Origin of the sequence: Planctomyces sp. SH-PL14 (assembly GCF_001610835.1) — a bacterium.
GTDB lineage: Bacteria > Planctomycetota > Planctomycetia > Planctomycetales > Planctomycetaceae > Planctomyces_A.
Map to the genome: position 1 here is coordinate 2,550,343 of NZ_CP011270.1, position 20,750 is coordinate 2,571,092.

General features: G+C 63.8%; 27 protein-coding genes. 25 read left to right on the top strand and 2 right to left on the bottom strand.

The window, feature by feature from the left end:
* The first annotated feature begins 3 nt into the window (after positions 1 to 3).
* The 4 genes from VT03_RS34145 to VT03_RS33335 are packed head-to-tail and all read left to right on the top strand — an operon-like array spanning position 4 to position 3,241.
* Positions 4 to 1,032, top strand: coding sequence for a hypothetical protein (locus VT03_RS34145; protein ID WP_197489276.1), 1,029 nt, complete (start codon positions 4 to 6; stop codon positions 1,030 to 1,032).
* A 7-nt stretch (positions 1,033 to 1,039) separates the two neighbouring features.
* Positions 1,040 to 1,642 carry an ATP-binding protein gene (locus VT03_RS10025; protein WP_197489277.1) on the top strand — a complete coding sequence of 201 codons (603 nt, stop codon included), beginning with the start codon at positions 1,040 to 1,042 and terminating at the stop codon, positions 1,640 to 1,642.
* Positions 1,642 to 3,072 carry a replicative DNA helicase gene (locus VT03_RS10030; protein ID WP_075092854.1) on the top strand — a complete coding sequence of 477 codons (1,431 nt, stop codon included), beginning with the start codon at positions 1,642 to 1,644 and terminating at the stop codon, positions 3,070 to 3,072. The genes VT03_RS10025 and VT03_RS10030 overlap by 1 nt, the downstream gene beginning before the upstream one ends.
* A 16-nt stretch (positions 3,073 to 3,088) precedes the next feature.
* Entirely contained in the window at positions 3,089 to 3,241 is a 153-nt protein-coding gene (locus VT03_RS33335) for a hypothetical protein (RefSeq protein ID WP_156514385.1), read from the top strand.
* A gap of 14 nt (positions 3,242 to 3,255) precedes the next feature.
* Here VT03_RS33335 and VT03_RS10035 read toward each other — a convergent pair whose 3' ends face one another.
* Positions 3,256 to 3,510: a hypothetical protein gene (locus VT03_RS10035; RefSeq protein WP_075092855.1), complete on the bottom strand. Its 255-nt coding sequence runs from the start codon at positions 3,508 to 3,510 to the stop codon at positions 3,256 to 3,258.
* A gap of 102 nt (positions 3,511 to 3,612) precedes the next feature.
* On the opposite strand from VT03_RS10035, the gene VT03_RS10040 reads away from it, so the two are divergent.
* The 12 genes from VT03_RS10040 (at position 3,613) to VT03_RS10095 (ending at position 12,318) form a co-directional block, all read left to right on the top strand.
* Positions 3,613 to 3,861: a hypothetical protein gene (locus tag VT03_RS10040; RefSeq protein ID WP_075092856.1), complete on the top strand. Its 249-nt coding sequence runs from the start codon at positions 3,613 to 3,615 to the stop codon at positions 3,859 to 3,861.
* Between the two features lie 92 nt (positions 3,862 to 3,953).
* Positions 3,954 to 4,274, top strand: coding sequence for a hypothetical protein (locus VT03_RS10045; RefSeq protein WP_075092857.1), 321 nt, complete (start codon positions 3,954 to 3,956; stop codon positions 4,272 to 4,274).
* The gene (locus VT03_RS10050) at positions 4,271 to 4,522 is read left to right on the top strand and encodes a hypothetical protein (RefSeq protein WP_075092858.1); all 252 of its coding nucleotides are present in this window, start codon (positions 4,271 to 4,273) and stop codon (positions 4,520 to 4,522) included. The genes VT03_RS10045 and VT03_RS10050 overlap by 4 nt, the downstream gene beginning before the upstream one ends.
* A gap of 9 nt (positions 4,523 to 4,531) precedes the next feature.
* Positions 4,532 to 4,822, top strand: coding sequence for a hypothetical protein (locus VT03_RS10055; protein WP_075092859.1), 291 nt, complete (start codon positions 4,532 to 4,534; stop codon positions 4,820 to 4,822).
* The gene (locus VT03_RS10060; RefSeq protein WP_075092860.1) at positions 4,819 to 5,229 is read left to right on the top strand and encodes a hypothetical protein; all 411 of its coding nucleotides are present in this window, start codon (positions 4,819 to 4,821) and stop codon (positions 5,227 to 5,229) included. Before VT03_RS10055 ends, VT03_RS10060 begins: the two co-directional genes overlap by 4 nt.
* Positions 5,226 to 6,068: a hypothetical protein gene (locus tag VT03_RS10065; protein WP_075092861.1), complete on the top strand. Its 843-nt coding sequence runs from the start codon at positions 5,226 to 5,228 to the stop codon at positions 6,066 to 6,068. Before VT03_RS10060 ends, VT03_RS10065 begins: the two co-directional genes overlap by 4 nt.
* Positions 6,068 to 6,928 (top strand): trypsin-like peptidase domain-containing protein, encoded by an 861-nt coding sequence (locus VT03_RS10070; RefSeq protein WP_075092862.1) that lies wholly within the window; start codon positions 6,068 to 6,070, stop codon positions 6,926 to 6,928. The genes VT03_RS10065 and VT03_RS10070 overlap by 1 nt, the downstream gene beginning before the upstream one ends.
* 148 nt (positions 6,929 to 7,076) lie before the next feature.
* Positions 7,077 to 7,379: a hypothetical protein gene (locus VT03_RS10075; protein ID WP_075092863.1), complete on the top strand. Its 303-nt coding sequence runs from the start codon at positions 7,077 to 7,079 to the stop codon at positions 7,377 to 7,379.
* A complete protein-coding gene (locus tag VT03_RS10080; RefSeq protein WP_075092864.1) occupies positions 7,376 to 7,849 on the top strand; it encodes a hypothetical protein in 474 nt (157 codons plus the stop codon). The genes VT03_RS10075 and VT03_RS10080 overlap by 4 nt, the downstream gene beginning before the upstream one ends.
* Before the next feature lie 426 nt (positions 7,850 to 8,275).
* Positions 8,276 to 10,468, top strand: coding sequence for a terminase gpA endonuclease subunit (locus VT03_RS10090; protein WP_075092866.1), 2,193 nt, complete (start codon positions 8,276 to 8,278; stop codon positions 10,466 to 10,468).
* A gap of 180 nt (positions 10,469 to 10,648) precedes the next feature.
* Positions 10,649 to 10,822 carry a hypothetical protein gene (locus VT03_RS33340; protein WP_156514386.1) on the top strand — a complete coding sequence of 58 codons (174 nt, stop codon included), beginning with the start codon at positions 10,649 to 10,651 and terminating at the stop codon, positions 10,820 to 10,822.
* A gap of 2 nt (positions 10,823 to 10,824) precedes the next feature.
* Positions 10,825 to 12,318, top strand: a complete 1,494-nt coding sequence (locus VT03_RS10095) for a phage portal protein (RefSeq protein WP_075092867.1) — start codon at positions 10,825 to 10,827, stop codon at positions 12,316 to 12,318.
* Between the two features lie 20 nt (positions 12,319 to 12,338).
* On the opposite strand, the gene VT03_RS10100 is transcribed toward VT03_RS10095, so the two are convergent.
* A complete protein-coding gene (locus tag VT03_RS10100) occupies positions 12,339 to 14,204 on the bottom strand; it encodes an ATP-binding protein (RefSeq protein ID WP_075092868.1) in 1,866 nt (621 codons plus the stop codon).
* A gap of 182 nt (positions 14,205 to 14,386) precedes the next feature.
* On the opposite strand from VT03_RS10100, the gene VT03_RS10105 reads away from it, so the two are divergent.
* The 9 genes from VT03_RS10105 to VT03_RS10145 all read left to right on the top strand — a co-directional run bounded on the left by VT03_RS10105 (position 14,387) and on the right by VT03_RS10145 (position 20,749).
* Positions 14,387 to 16,393, top strand: coding sequence for a hypothetical protein (locus tag VT03_RS10105; protein ID WP_075092869.1), 2,007 nt, complete (start codon positions 14,387 to 14,389; stop codon positions 16,391 to 16,393).
* 70 nt (positions 16,394 to 16,463) lie between these two features.
* Complete coding sequence (locus VT03_RS10110; RefSeq protein ID WP_075092870.1) at positions 16,464 to 17,144, top strand: DUF2190 family protein; 681 nt, start codon at positions 16,464 to 16,466, stop codon at positions 17,142 to 17,144.
* A gap of 11 nt (positions 17,145 to 17,155) precedes the next feature.
* Positions 17,156 to 17,806 carry a hypothetical protein gene (locus tag VT03_RS10115; protein WP_075092871.1) on the top strand — a complete coding sequence of 217 codons (651 nt, stop codon included), beginning with the start codon at positions 17,156 to 17,158 and terminating at the stop codon, positions 17,804 to 17,806.
* A gap of 87 nt (positions 17,807 to 17,893) precedes the next feature.
* Entirely contained in the window at positions 17,894 to 18,310 is a 417-nt protein-coding gene (locus VT03_RS10120; protein ID WP_197489279.1) for a DUF3168 domain-containing protein, read from the top strand.
* Positions 18,307 to 18,870: a hypothetical protein gene (locus tag VT03_RS10125; RefSeq protein ID WP_075092873.1), complete on the top strand. Its 564-nt coding sequence runs from the start codon at positions 18,307 to 18,309 to the stop codon at positions 18,868 to 18,870. The genes VT03_RS10120 and VT03_RS10125 overlap by 4 nt, the downstream gene beginning before the upstream one ends.
* Positions 18,870 to 19,358: a hypothetical protein gene (locus tag VT03_RS10130; RefSeq protein WP_075092874.1), complete on the top strand. Its 489-nt coding sequence runs from the start codon at positions 18,870 to 18,872 to the stop codon at positions 19,356 to 19,358. Before VT03_RS10125 ends, VT03_RS10130 begins: the two co-directional genes overlap by 1 nt.
* A 57-nt stretch (positions 19,359 to 19,415) precedes the next feature.
* On the top strand, positions 19,416 to 19,910 hold the full coding sequence (locus tag VT03_RS10135) for a hypothetical protein (protein ID WP_075092875.1): 495 nt from the start codon (positions 19,416 to 19,418) through the stop codon (positions 19,908 to 19,910).
* Between the two features lie 48 nt (positions 19,911 to 19,958).
* Positions 19,959 to 20,411, top strand: coding sequence for a hypothetical protein (locus VT03_RS10140; RefSeq protein ID WP_075092876.1), 453 nt, complete (start codon positions 19,959 to 19,961; stop codon positions 20,409 to 20,411).
* Positions 20,412 to 20,440: 29 nt separating this feature from the next.
* Entirely contained in the window at positions 20,441 to 20,749 is a 309-nt protein-coding gene (locus VT03_RS10145; protein WP_075092877.1) for a hypothetical protein, read from the top strand.
* Position 20,750: the final 1 nt, after the last annotated feature.

The window sequence follows — 20,750 nt, forward strand, 5'->3', positions numbered from 1 at the left end:
CCCATGAAGAAGCTCCCGGCAATTCAGTTCTACACCGGCGACTGGAAAAAGGATCCCCATCTTTCCCGGTGCCGCCCCGCAACGCGCGGAATCTGGATGGACATCCTTTGCTCCATCCATGACGCACGCGGCGACGGGACGGTTTCCGGGACGGTCGAGCAGCTCTCGAGGGAGTGTCGCTGCACCCCGGATGAAATGGCCGAGGCGGTGGAGGACCTGGAGCAAACCGGAGCTGCCGAGGTCGCCCATGAGGGGGAAATCGTAACGGTGAAATGCCGCCGGATGGCCCGCAAATACAGGCGTCACCGGGCATCCTCCGAAAACGGCAAAATGGGGGGCCGCCCGCGGAATCCGAAACCTAGAGTTGCGCAAAAGGGGCTCAAAAGGGGCAAACCTAACCCTAACCTAACCCAAAGCGAAACGGACGCTAGGTTTTCTGACGATTCGTCCTCTCAAGGTCCTCCTAGAACACAACTTGCGGCAACTGACGGCGGCGACTCAAAACCTAGCCATAACCTAGAACCCCCCGCTTCAATTTCAACTTCGGTATTGAGTAAGAGAGAGAGTATCTCTCTTACTGGAGCGCAAGAACCTAAATCGCTCGGTTCTGACCCCCTGATCGACGACCCAGTTCACTACGACGAGCACACCCCGGACTGGGACACGATCGGGGCCGACTTCATCCGCGACGTCTGGAACCCGCTCAAGGGGTCCAGCAAGGTTTCGAAGAACGCCATTCCCCGGGATCTGCAGTCGGTGTTCCGGGAGTGCTGGCAGGATCCCCACTGGCGCCAGCAGGCCGATCTGGCGATGGCGAAGTTTCGAGACGGACCGTTTGTCCTGTCGAGCGGCGATCACTACCGCCCCACGCTGAAACGCTTCCTAACCGAACCATCGTGGCTCGATGACATCGTGGGCGGCACCTACGACCGGGTGTTCAAGACTTCGGGAAAGTCCAATGGAATCAAACAGTTCACTGGAGACATCTTCGACCCCGCCGCCCGGCCCCAAGTCCGTAGTTCCGATTATTGAGCGGATCGTGGGGCCGGAATACGCCGATGTCCGGATGTCCGACTGGGTCTACTCCAGCAACCCGGAGAGTTCCGCCCTGCAGCGGAAGGTGATCAGCTGGATCTGCGAGCAGACCGGCTACACCTCCCCGGAGCGGCAACCCACGCTGGCCCGCCTGACCCGCAACATCGTGTTCATGGGACCGGTCGGCACGGGCAAGGATCGGCTGGCCGCGTGGCTGGTGAAGGTCGCCGTGATGGAGCGGAAGGCGGTGTTGTGGTTCAACGGCCCGGACCTGTTCGCGAAAGCGCGGACCTACATGGGGATCCCCGGCGGTGAGGATGACTTCGTCGATCACCTGTCCGCGGCGGACATCCTGGTCCTGAGTGATCCGGTACCTCCGGGCGGGAAGGTGACCGAGTTCCAGGCCCAGTTCCTCTACCGCGTTCTGGATCGCCGTGGCCGATACGACCGGCCGACATGGGCAACGGTGAACGTGCTGGACGATGGGTCGGCTCAAGAACGACTGACGCCCCAGGTTTGGGACCGGCTGGTGGCGGGGGCTGACGTGCTGATTTGCAACTGGAACTCGTTCCGTCGGCCGCGGTCGCGGGTCGGAGGTGCCCACTGATGGAACTGGTACCGACTTTCACGCCGCAGGACATCCACAACGAGCGCTACGTCCTCGGGTCGATCCTGGTCGACGAGAACCTGGCGATGGACGAGGTCGTGCGGTTTGTCACCGCTGAGTCCTTCGCCCTCCCGCAGCATCGGCGGATCTTTGAAGCGATGCAGGCGATGTATCAACGCGGCGAACGGTCGCTGGACATCGCGGCGGTCGTGGCAGAGCTCGGGCGGCGAGGGACTCTCGAGGCCGTTGGCGGTGCCGACTATGTGCGTCTGACGGTCCTCGACGACCCCTACTTCAAGCCGATCAACGTTCAGGGATACGCGAACCTCGTTCATCGAGCGCATCAACTCCGGACCGTTCGGGAAGTGGGCGAAGAGATCCTTCGGATGGCGACGGGCGCCCGCGCCCAGGACGCAGACGAGATCGTTGAAGCCGCGGTCCGGCGGTTGACCGAGACGGGCGCCGAGATGGGCGGCCGAAACATGGCGGACATGTTCGCCGATAAACTCCTGCCTCGCACGTTCGAGCGAATCTTCGAACGCATGGAAAAGGCCGGCGACGAGTCAGGCCTGCCGAGCGGATTGCCAAGCGGCTTTCCATCCCTCGACAGACTGACCAACGGTTTCAACCCCTCAGAACTGATCGTCGTTGCCGCTCGCACCGGCGTCGGAAAAACGGCCCTGGTCTGCAACTTCGCTCTGGCTGTGGCAAGGGCAGGACTGGCCAACTGGCAGCGGCGGAAGGACAGCGGTCAGGAGGTCCCCCAGAAGCCGGAAAAGGGGGTGATGATCTTCAGCCTGGAGCAGGCGGACACGGAGTTGATGCAGCGAATGCTCTGCATCTCAGCGAAGCTGGACGGGCAGAAACTTCTCCGCGGTGAGCTCGACCAGCAGCAACAGTTCGAGTTGACCGACGCGACCAACACGATTGCGCCCATGTCGCTGGCCGTTGATGGGAGCCCGCGGCAAACGGTTTCGTCAATCGCGTCCCTCGCCAAGCGTGCGAAGCGGACCTACGGCATCGGGATGATCGTCATCGACTACCTCGGCCTGATCGAGTCGGAGTCGAAGAACCTTGACCGCCACTTGCAGGTCGCGGAGATGACCCGGCGGCTCAAGGTGCTGGCGAAGGAGTTGCAGATCCCGGTGATGCTCCTGGCCCAGCTCAGCCGGAGCCCCGCCCAGCGCGAGGACAAGCGGCCCCGGCTGACCGACCTGCGGGAGTCGGGCGCCATCGAGCAGGACGCGGACTCCGTGCTGTTCATCCATCGACCGAGCGAGTTCGACGAGAAGGATCGGCCCGGGGAGGTTGACCTGATCGTCGCCAAGAACCGCGCCGGCCCGAAGGGGACGATTCCCCTGGTGTGGATGCCGCATTGCGTGAAGTTCGGGGAGAAGGCCCCCGAGCAGGAATACTCCGCAAACTTCTGAGGCCCAGATGAAACTCATGGATCAAATCTCCGCCCGGGTAAGAGCCCGCCGCGTGATCGAGACGCACCTGTGGACCCTGCATTTCGCGCGGGACCAGAAACCCGGCCCGGTCGATGCCCGGCTGGCTCGGATCGTCGGAGCGTGGTTTAGCGACAAGTGGGAGCCTTGAGATGACCGGCCGGCCTACCTCGCCAATCGGCCCCGGTCGGTGACCCGGAATGTCCCTGTGGTGATTTCCATGATGAGTCGCAGGTTTTGCAGATCGCTGATGGCGTCTTTCAGCTCGTCCTCAGTGAAGTCCGGCCCGTCAGGAACGTCCCCGAGGATCACGCTGAAACGACCGTCGGCATGCCGCACAAAGAACGGCGTTTCGAACGTCCGCGCCGCTTCGAGGATGAATGCGGCCGCAGGGGAAAGTTTGTGGGAATCGAAGGCCATAGCAGTTCCGGCGTGAGGGTCGAAATGCCTTCATCGCAACCATGTGGGAACTCGTCAATTGGAAAACCTGACCGCTCCCGCTCAACTCGCTGAGACGACCCGATGCAATGCCCCTACTGCAAGCAACTCACCCGCGTGATCTACGGCGACAACGTCGAGGCGAACGGGATCCCGGCCTATCAGCGGCGGCGGTTCTGCGCGCGGTGCAACGAGCGGTTCACGACCTGTGAGAAGCCGCTGTCCGTCAACCCGGACAAACTCTGCCGGACTCCCGCTTTGGACGCTCCAGGGGAACCGCTCCGCCTCACGCACGATGCGGAAATTCCACCGGTTGAGGTCTCTGGCAACTGATGGGCTGAAACACGGCCAAAGTGGCATAGCCGCGCGGGGCTTCTCGTGGACACTCCCTGCATCGAGCGGCTTTCTTTGCTTCAAGGTGTCCGATGTCTGGCGATTCCCCCGCATGCCCCCGGTCCATCAAGGACCGCGCCGCCGACTTCCTGTTCTCGCAACCGCCGACGGTCGTCGTGCTGAGCGCGTTCCTGTCCATCCTCATCGCCGCCATCTGGTACGGCGTCCAGGACGTCAAGGCGCTGGTGCCCGGCCTGCTCCGGCAGATCCAGTCGGGCTATGAGGCTTCCGAGGCGAAGCACACCGAGCAGATCAAGCTCATCAAGGACGACCGCGAAGCCGAGCGCCAGTGGATGCGGGAGGTTCTGAACAACCGGCGCGTCAACGAAAAACCCTTCGCGGTGAACCCATGATCGACCGGATTTTCTCACTCGCCCGGCTGCTCCTGAACACGAACCAGGCGTCCAAGCCGAAGACGTTCGACCTGAAGGACCTCGGCTACACGCTCAAGTTGGCGGCCGTGGTGTTCCTCGCCGCCGGTTCGATCGCCGGTCTGGGTGTCCTCGACGCCTTTGACTACGGCATGGCTGACGCCGCGGTCTCCGCCGGCCTCGCGTGGCTCGTTGCCGCTGTGGAGGCATGGCAGGCCGATAACTCTTGAGGGGCTCGAATGACCTGGTTGCTTGAGAACTGGCAGACGGTTGCCGGCGGCTTGTCCGCTCTGCTGGTCACGATCGTCGGCGGATCCGAGGCGAAGAAACGCGGCTGGCTGAACTGGCTGCCGTTCATGGCCCAGAAGGCCGCTCCCGTCGCCAGTGCCGAGGACGAGATCGACACCGCTGCGGCTGAACTGCTGCGGGTGGCCAAGATCGCCCGGGCCCAGGGTCGGGACGCGGTTCTGAACCATACCGTTTCCGCCCTGACGGAACTGATGCGGCCGGTGAAGGGGGAATCGAAGTGAGTTCCCGGAACATCTTCCTGTCGATCGCCGCCGTTGTGCTTCTGCTGGTCTCCTCGATGGGACGGCAGGGGGCTTCTCCTCCGGCTCCGGAGCCCCTGCCGTCCGGCGAGGGGAGCGCCACAGCGATCGCGATGCGGAACGCCTATCGGGCGGGAACGAGCGTGGAGGCCCGGAAGTTCGCTGACCGCGTCGAGGCGATGGAGTTCAAGGACGAAGTCGCGGAGATGACAGCCTGGAGGGAGATCGCCCGCAAGAAGGCCGCAGAGGCGAACGACGCGGACGGCCCTGGGGCTGGGTTCAAAACCATGTACGCCAAGGTCCGGGAACTGAAGGCCGACGACGCGGTCAAAGCGAAGGCCCGGGCGGACTGGTTCCGCAGTTTCGCGGCGGGAATGGAGGCACGGTGAGCGGAATCATCATCGCATCCGACGAGCTGCGAGCCGAAGTCGATGGCTCGCTCTCGGTCTGCGCCCCCCTGGACCCGAAGGACTTCCCGGACTGGCAGCGGCTGCTCACCGCGGAGAACGACCCGCGGAACTTCCTCCGCAACGAGTGGCAGAAGGAAAACGACTGCAACGCCAATTCCGCGACGTCCGGAAATGAGGTCGTCGAGAAGCGGCGGAAGGGGAAGGCCGGCGAGCAATCCCGGATGTTCGTCTATCAGGGCACCGAGATCATCGACGGGAAGCTGGGGCAGAACACGGGGACGTCCGTTCCGGCCGCGGTCAAGCTCCTGAAGGACATTGGGGCTCCGCTGGAGCTCGAATACCCCTACTCCCAGTACACCCGCAACCGGCAGCAGTTCGACCGCTGGAACACGGCCGCCATCAAGGCCAGTGCCGCCACCCGGCGGATCAGCGGCGCGATCGTCGCCCCGTCCTTCGGCGAAGCCAAGATTCACCTGGCCCTCGGCAACCCGATCCACTGGGGGCACTTCTGGGGGCTCAGTTTCCGGACGGAAGAGATCGTCCCCGGCCTCACGGCTCGAGTCTGTCGCCAATACCGCCGGAGTCACGGCAGCAGCGGACACGCCACGGAGGTCGTCTGGCCCGTCCTGACCGCCCGCGGTGAGTGGCTGTTCTGGGTTGCGAACTCGCACAACGACAAAGGTTTCTTCATCTCCGAACCCGCCTACGAAGAGATGCGGGACCGGAACTACTCCCCGTACGGCGCGTATGTCCTGCTCGGCGATGAATCGCCCCACCGCCAGTACGAGGGCCAGTTCAACCCGATGGGAATCGACTGATGATCCGCTCTGCACTCGGCTCCGCCCTGCTCCTCGCCCTCCTGTCGCTGGTCCCCCGCTCCGTGACGCCGGTTGCCGTCGCTGCGGTGGAGTCGGTCGCCCTGCCCATCGTCGCCCTGCCGGCCGAAGTCTCGGGCGAGCCGATCGCACCGGAGTTCACCGGGCTCCCCCAGGACCCGGAGTTCGTCATTCCGGAAATCAAGCTGCCGGAGGTCCCGGCCGCCGCGGATCCGCCCAAGATCGACCCGGAGTGGGTCAAATCGGTCTATCCCGTCCGCATGGCCTATGGCGTCATCGGGCAGCAGGGAAGCATGACGTTCGACGGCTGCGGCGTGGCGGTCGGTCCGGACAAGATCCACACGGCTGCTCACCTGACGCACCAGATGCCGGCCGGGAGTCGCGCCGAGGTCCTGGTCGACGGGGAATGGAAGCGGGCAAACTGGTCACCGGTCGCCGGGAAGGATTTCTCCGTGGCGATCGTCCCCGGGGCGAATCTGAAGCCGGTTCCGGTCCGAGTGCCGGTCTACGGCGAACGGGTCACGGTCTACGGGCTTAAGACGAAGTCGTTCGCTCAGGGAACCTACATTGGGGCGACCGACATCAAGGCTGGATTCGGTCTGGTACCGCTGGACGCCTGTGAGACGCCGGTCCACAACGGCGACAGCGGCGGAGGTGTCTTCGGGGACGATGGGTGTCTCCTGGGGACCATTCGCGGCCTGCAGCCGGATTCGAAGCTCATCACGACCATGACGCCGATCGTGGCTGACGCCCCCAAGGCCACCCCGTGCCCTGGTGGCGTTTGCCCGGCCCCGCAGGCTGGTGGCCAGATCCGGACCTACTTCCCCCGACGGAGGCGGTAATGCTGTTGGCTGTTGAAATCACGATGCGTCATGTGTGGACGGTTCTGCTTTGGCTTGGACTTTCCGCAGCAGCATGTGCTGTGTTCTTTTTTGCAGTCTGGCTTGGGATGTTCCTCATCCTGAAGGACTTCCTGAACTTGTGGCGACGATGACCCAGGAAGCGAACCTCTCGGTTGCCCAGTCTCCCGACCAGGCCGCCGCCGTGGCGAAGTTTGCTCGGGAACTGGGTGCCGGGTTCATCGAACTGACGAAGGGAACGAACCTGAAGGTGCGGGCGCCGTTCCGGTTCTCTGTGGAGCCGCAACCGCACGGCTTTCGCATCACCCCCAGCGAGCGGCTGGAAGTGGATCGGGACGGGGTCAATCCCTGGCTGGAATACGTGGACGTCTACTTCGATGGCCGGATCGTGGCCGGGCTGCACCTGATCGTTTCGTTCGAGAAGGAGGTGTGAGCGTGGAAGCCGACGGGAATACGACGCCCTTCTGTGGCTCGGTCGAAGCAGATTCGATCGGGCCGAATGCGTTCATGGTCAATGCCCCCTGGACGACCGACCCGGCCGAGGTAGCGGAGGGGATCCGCCTGGATCGTAGAGAGCGTGCCAAGCAGGAAGCCCAGGAGCAGGGAATCGACCCGGCCCGGTGGGAGCAGTACGCCGACGCGGCTGAGGTGACGTTCAACTCCGTGCTGACGGTGATGGCGAGCCCTGATGCTCCCCACCGTCGAGAGATGCGGAAGCACAGACGGGCACTGCTCAAGGCCGCATTCGTCGCCAACGGTGTCCCGTGGCTGTGGCAGAAGCTGGTGAGGATTGGGCAGTGGAGCGGCTACGTCCTCCCCTTCCCCTGGAACGTGGTCGTGCCGGCCATCTTCTATATGGTCGATCGCATGATCGGCCAGACCGAGAGGGCACCCTCCCCATGAGCAGGAATTCCACGAAATCCGCGAGGCACGCCGCCGGATCGGCCCGACTTGGCATGAAGGTTCGCAGGGGCCCCCCGGCTGGTCGCCTACCGGCCAAACCGCACAGCCTGCCCCACCCAAATCAACATAGTCCGTCCGCCTGACGGTTACGGGGTCAGGGGGGCATTGTGGGCGGACCGTCCCGGTCGGACTTGAGACTCGTGGAACAGGCAATTCGGAACCGGTGGCCGATCTCGGATGACCTGAAAGCCAAGGTCATCAAGCAGGTTGAGACGGTGCTGGAGAACGGCGACGCGAGGGAGCAGCTGGCGGCGGCTCGCGTGTTCGTGGCGATGGAAGGCCAGAACGCCAAGCAGGAGACGGACGAGAATCGGGATGATCGCAGCTCCGAACGAAACCAGATCCTTGCCCGAATTGCTTTCCTGCATGAGCAGCGAAAGTTGGGACTCGCTGCTCCGGCGAACGGTCTCCCCCTCGTCGGAAGCGGCTCGCGACCAGAAGCGGAAGGCGCTGAAGCGAGCCCAGGAACGGGCGCTGGAAATCCCGCCGGTGAAGGACCGCCGCCGCCGGCTGGAACTTGAGGCGGCCGGGACCGAGCCTTGGCTGCGGCACTACCTCGGCGACCGGTTCTATCTACCCTTCTCGCCGAACCAGTCGTCGATCATCTCGGAGATCGACTACCGCTTTGACCACGGCGGGCAGAAGGCCATCGCCGACATGCGAGGCGGCGGCAAGACGTCCATCGTGGAGGGCTGCACGCTCAAGGGGATCATCCGGGGCAAGATCCACTATCCGTTGATCGTCGCGGCCAACGGCGAGGCGGCGGCGGACATTCTGACGAACATCAAGAGCCCGGTCGAAACGAACGAGCTGCTTGCGGAGGACTACCCGGAGCTCTGCATCCCGATCCGCGATCTGTCGGAAGCGCCCCAGAAGGCGATGAAGCAGACCGTGAATGGCCGGCGGACGATGGGTGCCTGGTCGAAGAAGACGGTCAAGTTCCCGACGGTCTGGATGACCTGGTGTCCCCTCTGCCTCTGTGCGGACACGATTGGGGATCTCGGCGGCGGCCCGTTCCTGTGTCTCGAATGCGGCAACACCTTCGAAATGTGGCCGGCTCCGTTCTCGGGAGCGCGGATCAAGTGCGTCGGAATTTTTGGCAAAATTCGTGGCAAGCGTGACGGAGCCCAGCGGCCGGACTTCGCCCTGCTCGACGACATCGAGGACGAGCAGTCGGCCATCTCCAAGCGGCTCAAGACCCGCATCCGCGGCGTCATCGACCGCGCCATCGCGGGCGCCGGGGGCCCGGACAAGAACCTCTCCGTGGTTCTGCTCTGCACGATCCAGAACGACACCTGCATCTCGGCCGAGTACACGGACCGCGAGCAGCGGGCGACCTACAACGGCGACCGGTACAAGCAGGTCATCGAGTGGCCCCAGACGGAGGACGCCAAGACCCTCTGGCTGAAGTATGTCGAGCTCCGGCAGGACGGCCGCCGGCTTGGCCACGACCCGGAAGGGAAGCTGGCGACCGAGCACTACGTCGTCAACCGCGAGGAAATGGACGCCGGCTTCACGGTCGTCAACAAGTTCCGGTTCCGGCCCGGGGAGATCTCCGCCCAGCAGCACATCTACAACCAGATCGCCGACAACGGTCTGCCGATGGTCTTGGCGGAGTACCAGAACGCTCCGAAGGCGGAGCAGGCCGACACCGGGATCCCAAAGGCCGACGCTCTGGAGAAGCGACGCAGCGGCCTCAAGCGGTGGGTTGTGCCGGCGGAGACGCAGGTGGTTGTCTCCCACATCGACGTCGGTCAGACGGTGCTGTGGTGGACCGCCGCGGCCTACTGGGGCTCGTTCGGAGGCTCGTTCATCGCCTACGGCTGCTGGCCGCACCAGCATCGGTCCTACATCCATGCCTCAGAGGCCAGCCCGACGATCGCCGAAGCGTTCCGGAAGGCACACGGCCAAGACGGCGACGTTGACGCGATGATCTTCTGGGCCCTTGGCCAGCTGACGGACGAGCTCGCCTCGCAGCCGCTCTTCACGGAATCCGGCGTCGCCCACAACATGGCCAAGATCGGCATCGACTCTGGCTGGGAGACGGAAACGATCTACCGGTTCTGCCGCGCGAGCAAGCACAAGGCGATCCTGATCCCCACGAAGGGGATGCCGCTCTCGGTCAAAAAGAAGCCGATGGGGGCATGGGACAAGGTAGACGGCGAGACGCGCGGCTGGAACTCCCGGATCGTCCCGCCGAAGGGACGGCAGATCCGGATCGCCGAGTTCGATGCCAACGCATGGAAGACGCGGCTCCACGATCGGCTGTCGCTCCCGCTGGGCTCCGCCTCCGCCATCTCGTTCTTCGGCGAGGGGACGGACCTGGCCCTCGATCACAAGATGATCTCCGCCCACCTCACGGCCGAAACGCGGCAGTTCGTGAAGGTCGGCGACCGCGACGGCTACGAATACGAGCCCAAGCCGGGGGAAGACAATCACCTTCTCGACACCGCGACGGGCACGCTGATGGTGGCCGGGTTCAACGGAATCTCGGTGGGTGAAGTGTCCCGGAAGCAGAAGACAAGCCGCGTCGCGGCGGCACGAAAGAGGGGGCTATGACAGCCGACAACGAACCCGATGGCGAAGTCTCCCGCGGCATCACCTGCCCTATCTGCACCTGCCGCGAAACGATTGTCGTGAATGTCTGGGACACAGTGGAAAAGTGCCGCAAACGCCGTCGCCGGTGTTGCGAATGCGGTGTCTTCATGACGACCGGCGAATCAGTCCTGGAGGTCCATCATGTCTCAGCGCGACATCAAAACGACGAAGACGGACGGCGTGGAAACGACGTTCCTGACACCCCAAGAGCAGGCGGAGAAAGACGCCCGCGAGGCCGAAACCGGCAACCTCAAGCCGACGAAGTCGCTTAAGGGTTTCCTCCGTATTTTCCGCATGACCACACAGGATCGATGAACATGGGATTCGGACTGATTGACGCACTCCTGGCACCGTTTCGGGGACGCCGGCCGAAGGCTGAAACGTCGCCTCCTCCGGTCCGGTCGCAGATCCGCCAGCTACCGCCGTCCGTGATGGCGGCGATCGAGGCGGCCCGCGCGCGGGATGATCTCTGGCAGCTGGCCGACTTCAAGGACGCGGACGCTACCCTCTCCCCAACGGTCCGCCGGGCCCTGCGGGCGATTGCACGCTATGAGCTCCAGAACAACGACATGGTGTTCCGCGTCGTCGAGACCTATGCCGACGATCTGGTGGGGGAGGATGGCCCAACGCTGCAGCTGGACAGCGGTGACCCGACCGTTGACCGCATGATCGAGGCGGACTGGGCGGACTATTGGAGAGCGCAGAACCTCTCCGCCAAGCTGCGCACAGCTGTGGTCGCGGAGTCGGGTGGCGACGGCGAGGCCTGCGCGGAGATTCGGTTTACGGAGACGTGGCCAATCCCTGTCGCCCTGGAGTCGGACCGCCTGGCGTCGCCGCAGTGGGGGGCGTGGATCAAGTCGGATTACATCGACGGGGTCCACATCGACACGCACACAAACGAGCCGGTCGCCTACGACGTCCTCCTGGCCCACCCGGGAACGCAGTACCTGGACAAGATCGGGCTGCAGCTGAAGGCCGACACGATCCCCGCGCCGCTGTTCCTGCATGCGTTCCGCGAACGCCGAGCGGAGCAGCACCGCGGTTTCCCTCGCATCGCCTCCGCAGTCATCAACGCTGGCCACGGTCGCAAGTACTTCGAAGGAACATGCACCCGCGAGGCGAACCGCTCGTCGTTCTGGATCCTGCTGCAGTCGCAGGCCGGCGGCGGGGGCGACGAGGATCAGGGGAACGATGAGGACTGGTGGCAGGACATCAAGCTCCCGGGCAAGACTGGCCTGGGGATGATCCTCCCGGAGGGAATGGAACCGGTCTCGCTGAAGGACGACGCGTCGCCGTCTCAGCCCACCGAGATCCACAAGATTGTCGCCGGGAAGGTCGCGGGCTGCTTCAAGATGCCGCTCTCCCGGGCCCTGGGATACGACACCGGCGGGGGCTACTCCGGGGTTCGCGATCAGCTGACGCCGTATCACAACGGGATCCAGGCCGATAGGTCTCAGGTTTGGGCGCCGCTGTGGATGTCGAAGCTCTATGCGGTCTGGCTGCTCGTCTTCAAGGCCCGGCATCCGGAGATCGACTGGACGAAGGTTCGACCGGACCGCCACGAATGGCTCTGGCCGGGTGAAAAGCTCGTCGTCGACCCGTCGCGCGAATCAGCCGCTCAAGAGACGCGGCTCGGGATCGGCGAAGAGACCCGGGAATCCCTCACGGAATGCCCGGATCTGGACGCCCGTGACGCCCGCGCGGCGGCTCACTTCGGTGTCACCGTCGAGGAGTATCGGCGAGCGATCTTCAACCGGGTTTTCGGTCCGCAGCAGGCGAAAGTGCCCGCGAACGACACGTTGCCGGTGTGACCGACTACTCTGGTGAAGCCTCAGAGAATGTCGAAAAGCCCTTGCGTCGTGGGCCGATATCGCTGTGCGGGGTGATTCAGGATGTCCGGTATGGTTCTTTCGAGAAGACCAGACTCCACCATCGGCGTAATGTAACTCGCAACTAATCGCTTAACCGATGTCCGGTCGAGATACTTAGCTATCTCTGCTGGCATTAGAGGGCGCCAGGCGCACAATTCGAGGATTGCCCTCTGCATTCGACTGGCGGATGCTCGCCCTCCGAGCTTACCGATTTTCTGCCAAACGACGTCCGGCACCTCGGAAAAGTCATCCTCTGTTACCCCATTTGAACTCCCCACTTTTGGGGCGAACTCCCCACTTTTGGGCGTGGAACTCCCCACTTTTCCGTCGGAACTCCCCACTTTCTCCTCAAGCACGTAGTATTTTCGGGTCTGGCCCTTGAGTCGCAGAATCCCGGCGTCGCGGAGGAGCCTCAATCGGCGGCTGGACTGCAGCGAGTCGAGACCGCTGATGGATCTGTAAGCCCCCATGTTGATCCCGCCCATCTCGCGCGCGAAAACAAGCGCCTGCTTATCATGTTCGGTTAGTGGGAAGCTAATGCCGAGACTCTTGATCCAACAGTCGCTCTCTGGAGAGTGAACCCGATGGAAGACGAAGAAAGCGGAGAACATGTTGGAGGAACGATCAGAATCGAAGAATGGCGCGTACATCCCGATGCTGTTCATAGCCTGCGTCATGATTCCCAATCCCATCCCCCGAGTTTCAGCCAGTCGTAGGTCGTGCAAAAGGGATGAGATCGCCGGGTTCCGCGGCATTGAGCCCGGCATCGAGAACTGGTCGTCGGATTTCAGAGAGAATCCGGGGTTCCTGATTTCCAGGCGGTTCGGATAGCGAATGACCTGAACCGGCCCGGGAGTCCGGTAGTCTCGATGCATGACAGCGTTTACTACAGCTTCGCGGACAACCCGCGACGGAATCGCTCGAGTCTCTGTTCGTTCCACAGCTCCATCTTCGAGAGAGTGCTGCACGGGAAGGTCGGCGAGGATTGCGGCGTGCACGCGCGAGATTACGTCCGGTAGGCGACTTGCAAAACTGGTGCACTCTGTGAGGGCATCGGGATTCTCCATCCATCGCGTCGAAGCCGTCCGGATGTAATCAACCCGAACCATCGGCATGCAACGGCGAATGGCGTCGCGCTTCCCGCAGACCATGAGGCCCGACAGCGTCGCTTGGGTCTTGGACTCCACGACCTTCGCCGCTCCCATGGCCACCAGAAACTCCGGATCAGGAAGTGCGACACATTCCGCATCTGGTTCGTTCTTCTGGACGGCCTCTCGCACTCGCTGGATGGCTTCGGGGTCTAGATCAGCTTCGACAGTCGCGTTAACGACCTGTTGATCGAATGTTTCCGGCTTTCTGGATTGGAAGAGGTTGCAGAAGTCGTCTTCGGTGCAGAGTTGGTCTGTTGGGCCGATTCGCCGGTACGCGCCTTTATGAAGTCCAAGTTTCTTGATGAAAACGGGCTTCTCGTTCGCGGACACCTCTGGGACGTACGCGACGACGACTCTCTTGTTCCGAACAATCTCGACGGCGATCTGCGGGCGGATGGTGACGTTGAACTCAGTCCGGCACCGGGTTGCGAGAATTGACTGCGTTGCGTCTGGATCTTCGAGGTCACACACGTCGTAGGTTGGAAACAGCGTTGAGGGGGACTGGGCCACTCCCAACATAAGAAACCCACCCTGCAAACCAGGCTCGTTCGAATACGCGCAGATCGTTTCCAGGACGGCGTCCCCAAGTTCCGTCAGCGAAGACTTCGCCTCTACCCGCCGATGCTCATCTGTCTCATTGAGTTGATTCAACAAGTCTGCCGCTGAAGGTTTCATTGGTGGTGTGGCCGAAGAAGCAAAAGATGACAGGCTCCAGCGGCAGTATCACACCCTCCCTCGACAGTTTCCAAGGCGTCGAGGCGCCGTCCGATTGCTACTAATAGCAAGTTGGCTGCAATCGCTCCGGAATTGCTCCTGCTCGTCTTCCCGTTCTGCAACGGCATGGCATTCTTTCGGCCATGCACGAGCCCATTTCCATCCGCGCGGCACTGACCTTCGATGAGAAGGACCCGGACGTTTTTGCGATGGACGCCTACGACGGCGGCCGGCTGCATGTCGACGGGTATGACGCTCCGGTCGTGATCGATCTGGTTGGCCTCCGCCAGCCGGATCAGGTCAAGGCGAAGCTCGAACACGGCGACACCGTCGGTCACCAGGAGCTGGTCGAGATCGCCGCCACGAACATTCGCACGCGGGGCCGATTGAGCGTTCCGGGGGGACCGAAGGACCGCATCAAGGCGGCCCAGGCCGGCGGGTTCAAGTGGGATGCTTCGATCTGCGTCGACCCGGACCAGGGTCGCATTCAGCCGGTTCCCCGCGGGAAGTCGGTGCAGGTCAACGGGCAAACGATTCACGGTCCCGTCCACGTTGTTCGGGCCGGTGTTCTGAAGGAAGTCTCCTTCGTCGGTGTCGGCGGTGGGAGAGGCACAAAGGCGGTCGTGCTGGCTGCCAGTCTTGCAACTGAAGGAAAGCAGATGACGACCGCAGTGGACACCCCCGTTCAGGACCAGGAGCTGGCGACGCAGCTGAACGAACAGCAGACCGTTTCGGCCGCCCTGCAGAAGCGGCTCGACGCCCTGGAGGCGGAGAACACCCGCATGCGGGCGGACGCTCTCGGGCGCGAGGTCGACGAGTACGCCAAGCAGTACAACGCGAACCCCGAAGTTGCGGCCAGCATTCGGACGAACGTCATGTCGGGCAAGATTTCGCTCGACTCGGGGAAGCTGGCCATCGTCGAGGCCGCCCTGCCGAAGGGTGAGGGGCGGATGCCTTGGACGGGCCCGATCCACTCCAAGACGCCGGAGCTCGACCAGCCGACCGTCGAAGCGGCCCTCCTCAAGCAGCTGGGGTGGCCCGACGACAAGCTCGCCAAGCACTACGGCGAGAAGACGGTCAACGCGGCTCTTTCGAAGGAGAACCGCGGCTGGACGATGATGAGCGTGGCGGACGAGATCATGTCGAGCCGTGGATCGCGGTTTCGCGGATCCCGCACCGGCGACGACTTCATCCGCGCCACGATGCGGTCGGAGCGGGAGGTGGTCGCCTCCCAAGGCTTCTCGACGATCAGCCTCACGGGCATCCTCGGCAACGTCGCCAACAAGGAGCTCATGAGCGGCTATGAGTCCGTGGAGACGACCTGGCAGAAGCTGGCGTTCATCCGGTCCGTGAACGACTTCAAGGTTCACACCGGCTACCGCCTCGACATGAACGGGTCCTACAAGAAGGTCGGAACCGACGGCGAGCTGAAGCGGGCCGGGGTGTCGGAAGCCGGGTACTCGGTGAAAGCCGACACCTACGGAACGATCATCGCCCTGACTCGGCAGATGCAGGCCAATGACGACCTCGGCGCGTTCTCCATGCTGCCGAAGGCGATGGGACGTGCCGCGGCGATCCGCCTCGACGAGGGCTACTGGGTTCTGTTCCTCGCCTCCATCGGGACGCACTTCGCTGCGGGCAACAACAACTACTTCAGCGGTGGCTCGTCCAACCTGCAGATCAGCTCGCTGTCGACCGCCAAGCAGATGTTCATCGACTTCGTCGATCCCAACGGCAAGCCCGTTCTCGTGACGCCGACGCTCCTCGTGGTCGGCTCGACCAACAAGGACACGGCCGACGTCCTCGCGACGGAGCGAAACCTCGTCGGCGGCTCGTCCACGGTCGTCAGCAAGAACCCGCACGCCGGCACGGTGACGCCGATCTGCTCGCCGTACATCAACAACACGGCAATCAAGGACCAGGACGGGAACGCGATCGCCAATCAGACCTCCACCGGCTGGGGGCTGCTGGCGCCGTCGAGCGACCGGTCGCCGATCCACGTCGGTTTCTACCGCGGGAATCAGGTCCCGATCATCGAAACGGCTGACACCGTCTTCTCGACGCTCGGCATGGAGATGCGGGGCTACCACGACTTCGGGTTCGGTCTCGGCGAGACGACCGGGGGCGTTTGGAGCAAGGGTGCGGCCTAAGCCTGAGGCCACGAGCCCGCCGGGTGTTCTGGCGGGCATTTCCTGACATTCGGAGTTTCAAGGAACAGACATGCCTCAAGCATTCTTCCACCAGGGCACGCCGCTCATGGTCGACCACACTCCCGGCGGAGCGGTGGCGGCTGGCGACGTTGTCGTCACGGCGGATTCGGTCCGCATCGCCCACCTCCCCATCGCCGCCGGTGACCTCGGGGCCCTGGCCGCGGGTGGCGGGGTCTACATGGTCGCCGGTGACGCGGCGATCGCGGCCGACAAGGTCGTTTATTGGAACGACTCCGCGAACAAGGTCACCGAGGATTCGAGCGCCGGCAAGGTGTTCGGGATCACGGTCACGGCCTGCTCCGGGGACGCTGCTCTCTTTGCGGTCCGGCACATCCCGACCGCCGACAAGGGCATGTCCGGCCGCGTGGTCGCTCGTACCGCCGACTTCACCCTCACCGCGGCGGACTCTGGCTCCATCCAGACGTCCGTCGGAGCGACGGGAACGATCACGGCCTCCCTGCCGCCGGCAACGGTCGGGCTGGAGTTCAAGTTCCGCGTCGGTGCCGCCCAGCAGTTCCGCCTCGACCCGAACGGCACGGAAGTCATCGCCCTGCCGTCCACGGGCGTTGCCGGAGCGGCCGGCAAATACCTCGTCGCCGACGCCGATGGCGAGACGGTCTACCTCGTCTGCACGAAGGCTGGCCAGTGGTCGGTCTTCGGCTTCACGGGGACCTGGACCGCCGAAGCCTAAGAGGGTGACGTGTGAGCATCGTTTCGGACGCTCAGGACGCTGGACTGGAAGCGCAGCGGGGGGTGATCGGATTGGATTCGATCATCTCCCGTGGCGCATCGACCGTTTCGCGGGTGATCGTTCCGGGATTGCTCAAGGAACACGAGCTCGGGTTCATGACCCGCGACTTTCTGGTCAAGCGGTCCGACTACTCGCTGGGCGACCCGCTCCCCCAGGACCTGATCGCCACGGAGGGCGAGACGTGGGAAGTGCTTCCGTTCGAGGGTGAGCGGGCGTGGTCTCGGTTTCAGGGGACGCCCAACTGGATCCGGGTTCACACGAAGGAAGTGGGCTGGTCCCGCGACACACTCACCTTCGATCAGCCGCGGCGAATTCTCACCGCTGGCGACCAGCGTCCGCAGTCCGACGCCTCGCAGCCCGTGAAAGGACTGGTCCGCTCCATCGGCGGTTCCGAGTCCTATCAAGGCGACATGCAGCAGATCGCGTTCACCGACTATCGGGCGATCGTTCCGAGTACCGCAGCAACCCGGGCGATCAAGCCCCAGGACAAGTTCAAGTTCACCGCCGAGGGGCGGTGCCGGACCCTCAACATCATGGCGGTCCGGGATCCGGGGACGAACGGCTCCGTCCTGTACCTCGAATGCCGGGAGCAGATGAATTGATCTGCCTCACCGTAGACACAGCGGCGTTGGCCGCGGCCCTCCAGAGAAATCTGGCGGCCTTGGAATCGCTGTCACGAAGGATTGAGCGTGAGTGTTCAAGCGGCGATCTGCGAAGTCCTGGCAGCAAACGCCGACGTCGTGGCGCTGGTCGAGCAGCGGATCCGGCCGAGCCGAATGGACCCCAACGACCCGCGTCCGTTTGTGGTCGTGAAGGCGACCGAAACACCCTGGAAGGGACTGTCCGGCGGCCGGGCGAAATCCGGCGAGGCAAAGCTGTTCATGACCGCCGTTTCCGAGAGCACGGAGGCGGAGGCCCATGCCATCGCCGAGGCGGTTCGGGCGGCGGTCTCCAAGTTCCGCGGCCTGAAGAGCGACCGAATCATCACCGCGGCGTGGGAAGACGACACGGAAGGCGATTGGGACCCCGTTCAAAACGGGGGCTGTGACGGCGACTGGTGGCTGGAGACCGTCGGTTTCGTACTCAACTGGAAGAGGCCGGAATGACCTCGATCACCGTCGGCCGACTCGGCGTGACGCACGTCCTGGAGGACCTGCGGGTACGTCTGCCCAAGAAGGCCATCGCCGTGGCCCGACGCGGCCTGCGGGCGGCAGTCGAGGAGATACGGAAGGGAATCGCCGCAGCCGTCCCCAAGGCCCGTACGCGAGGCCACAGCGAAGTCAGCGTGCAGCAGGCGATCGGCGGCCGGGTCTGGTCCGACGCCCGATCCAAGATCAACGCGAAGGTCGGTGTCGGCGTCGGGAAGAAGCGAGGGACCTATCGGCCGAATGCCGTGTTCCTGGCGACCGGCACACAGGTCCGATGGACCGGTTCGAAAGGCATCCGGGAGAAGATCACGGAGCGGGTCGGCCGGGGGAAGCAGTTCAAAACGCGATGGGTTCGCGGCCGGACAGAGCAGACCGGGAATGCCCGAAAGTACCGCGGTCGAGTGTTGAAGTCGGGGATGGTTCCCCGCGGAGTTGGAAACGCCCTGCCCCTGGCTCGGCGGAAGTTCGTCGAAACCTGTAATCGCGCCTTCAAGAGGGCGGGAAAGTTGAGTCCCTGATGCTCTCCAACCTTCGGATTTCCGCTCAGATCGCCGCCACCCTTTCGGCATCCCGCGTTGACGGGTCGGCCCCCAAGGTCGACTACAACGCCGGGCTGTTCAAGAAGGTCCCGAGCGACGCGAACCTGCTCTACACGAACGGTTTCGCCATCCCGACGGCGAACTCGCAAAGCCTCGACCTCTCCGGAAGCCTACTCGACGCCCTGGGGGTGTCGTGCGTCTTCGCGAAGGTCTACGCGGTCGAGATCGTGAACCTCTCGACGACGACCGGTCAGAACATTCAGATCGGCGGCGACACGAACCACGTCCCGCTCTTCGGTGCGCCAGCGGACTATCTGACGATCGGCCCGAATGGCGTGTTCCTCGCGGCCAACTGCCTCGACGGCTGGACGGTCACCGCCAGCACCGGCGACGTCATCAAGATCGCCAACTCGGCCGGCGGCCAGACCATCAACGTCGCCGTCGCGATCCTCGGCAAGACCGCCTGATAGCCCGAGGCCCGCCCCTTTCCTCCCTGACCTCGATCACCCGCAGGAGTTCGATTCATGACCCTTCCATTCGGCGGCGCCGACCACAGCCAGAACATCTTCCTCCGCGTCTACCTGGGGTCGGACGGAAAGGTGTTCGAGGAGGCCGGCGAGGCGTCCTACATCGGCGTCACCCAGGTCCGCGAGCCGAATGCCAAACCGATCCGCGTTCCGGTCCCCCACACGGGCTCCACGTTCGTGGAAGCGATCAACATCCCCGTGGTCGATCAGGGGGACATGACGGCGGAATTCTTCTGCGAGAAGGCCGACGCGACGCATCTGGCCATGCGGCAACTGCTCGTGACCCGCCCCGCGCCGAAGCTCTGGTACGAAGTTGTCTATGTGCCCTTCGCGGATGGCACCGACGACGAGCTCGACGAGGCGAACGAGGTCGTCCTGTCCCGGTTCAAGGCGACCTGTATGGACTTCCCGCGAACCGCCCAGGAGCGGCAGGCCCTCAAGGGGACCGTCCAACTCCAGCTCGACTCGATTCCCGAATACGACCCGGATTGATCCCGCGTCCGGTCACGCTCTTCCCCCTCTCCCAGGAACACGGCCCCCATGCTCTCTCGCGACGAGATTCTTCGGTCTGCCACCCGCCGCTACGCCACCGTCAAGGATGTCCCCGGCTGGGGCGATGTCTGCCTGCGGTCCCTGACCGACTCGGAGCGGTGGGCATACTGGGCAGACCGGTTCGCCGATGACGGGAAGAACCTCACGCAGGTGACCCATGAGCGGGGCCCGCGGCTGCTCGTCCTGATGATCGTGGACGCTGAGACTAAGGATCTCGTCTTCCAGAAGGACGATTGGCAGGCCCTCGACCACATTCCGAAAGAAACCCTCGACCCGCTCCTCGACGAGGCGTGGCCGCTCAGCGGATGCGAGACGAAAGCCACCAAGGACAAGGGCGAAGTCGCAGACGTGGACGAGCAAAAAAAAACAGGCTCTTCCACAAGCGACGAATCGCCTGGCAGCTCACCCGAGACTACCCCGGCTGGCCAATCGGACTGCTGACCGGGGTCTACCCCTGGGACGTCGACGCGATGCTGTCCCTGATGGGGGAGGAGCGATTTGAGCAGATCGTGGCGGCGTGGTCTGTGGAGCCCTGGGGCGAGCACCGTCAGGACTGGCGTTTCGCCGGCCTTCTCGCCGCCTTCGGCAAGGAGTCCGCCCCGGACATGTTCTACCCCACCGGCTTCAAGCCGCTACCGGCGGAGCCGACGAGACGACCGCAGACAGTCGAGGAGGTGCGTCGCACCCTCGGCCGCTACGGCAACCGTCCCTCCAGGCGACCGCCGACAGGTCCGACGTCGAAGAAACCGCCCCGCAACCGCAAACCCCTGAGGACATAGC

Excerpts from the sequence above, each read along its gene's own strand:
- VT03_RS10090 (WP_075092866.1), top strand. The coding sequence starts at position 8,276 with ATGAGCAGCGAAAGTTGGGACTCGCTGCTCCGGCGAACGGTCTCCCCC.
- VT03_RS10070 (WP_075092862.1), top strand. The coding sequence starts at position 6,068 with ATGATCCGCTCTGCACTCGGCTCCGCCCTGCTCCTCGCCCTCCTGTCG.
- VT03_RS10045 (WP_075092857.1), top strand. The coding sequence starts at position 3,954 with ATGTCTGGCGATTCCCCCGCATGCCCCCGGTCCATCAAGGACCGCGCC.
- VT03_RS33335 (WP_156514385.1), top strand. The coding sequence starts at position 3,089 with ATGGATCAAATCTCCGCCCGGGTAAGAGCCCGCCGCGTGATCGAGACG.
- VT03_RS10110 (WP_075092870.1), top strand. The coding sequence starts at position 16,464 with ATGCCTCAAGCATTCTTCCACCAGGGCACGCCGCTCATGGTCGACCAC.
- VT03_RS10040 (WP_075092856.1), top strand. The coding sequence starts at position 3,613 with ATGCAATGCCCCTACTGCAAGCAACTCACCCGCGTGATCTACGGCGAC.
- VT03_RS10030 (WP_075092854.1), top strand. The coding sequence starts at position 1,642 with ATGGAACTGGTACCGACTTTCACGCCGCAGGACATCCACAACGAGCGC.
- VT03_RS10125 (WP_075092873.1), top strand. The coding sequence starts at position 18,307 with ATGACCTCGATCACCGTCGGCCGACTCGGCGTGACGCACGTCCTGGAG.
- VT03_RS10140 (WP_075092876.1), top strand. The coding sequence starts at position 19,959 with ATGCTCTCTCGCGACGAGATTCTTCGGTCTGCCACCCGCCGCTACGCC.
- VT03_RS10095 (WP_075092867.1), top strand. The coding sequence starts at position 10,825 with ATGGGATTCGGACTGATTGACGCACTCCTGGCACCGTTTCGGGGACGC.
- VT03_RS34145 (WP_197489276.1), top strand. The coding sequence starts at position 4 with ATGAAGAAGCTCCCGGCAATTCAGTTCTACACCGGCGACTGGAAAAAG.
- VT03_RS10075 (WP_075092863.1), top strand. The coding sequence starts at position 7,077 with ATGACCCAGGAAGCGAACCTCTCGGTTGCCCAGTCTCCCGACCAGGCC.
- VT03_RS10130 (WP_075092874.1), top strand. The coding sequence starts at position 18,870 with ATGCTCTCCAACCTTCGGATTTCCGCTCAGATCGCCGCCACCCTTTCG.
- VT03_RS33340 (WP_156514386.1), top strand. The coding sequence starts at position 10,649 with ATGTCTCAGCGCGACATCAAAACGACGAAGACGGACGGCGTGGAAACG.
- VT03_RS10135 (WP_075092875.1), top strand. The coding sequence starts at position 19,416 with ATGACCCTTCCATTCGGCGGCGCCGACCACAGCCAGAACATCTTCCTC.
- VT03_RS10100 (WP_075092868.1), bottom strand. The coding sequence starts at position 14,204 with ATGAAACCTTCAGCGGCAGACTTGTTGAATCAACTCAATGAGACAGAT.
- VT03_RS10050 (WP_075092858.1), top strand. The coding sequence starts at position 4,271 with ATGATCGACCGGATTTTCTCACTCGCCCGGCTGCTCCTGAACACGAAC.
- VT03_RS10035 (WP_075092855.1), bottom strand. The coding sequence starts at position 3,510 with ATGGCCTTCGATTCCCACAAACTTTCCCCTGCGGCCGCATTCATCCTC.
- VT03_RS10105 (WP_075092869.1), top strand. The coding sequence starts at position 14,387 with ATGCACGAGCCCATTTCCATCCGCGCGGCACTGACCTTCGATGAGAAG.
- VT03_RS10145 (WP_075092877.1), top strand. The coding sequence starts at position 20,441 with ATGCTGTCCCTGATGGGGGAGGAGCGATTTGAGCAGATCGTGGCGGCG.
- VT03_RS10055 (WP_075092859.1), top strand. The coding sequence starts at position 4,532 with ATGACCTGGTTGCTTGAGAACTGGCAGACGGTTGCCGGCGGCTTGTCC.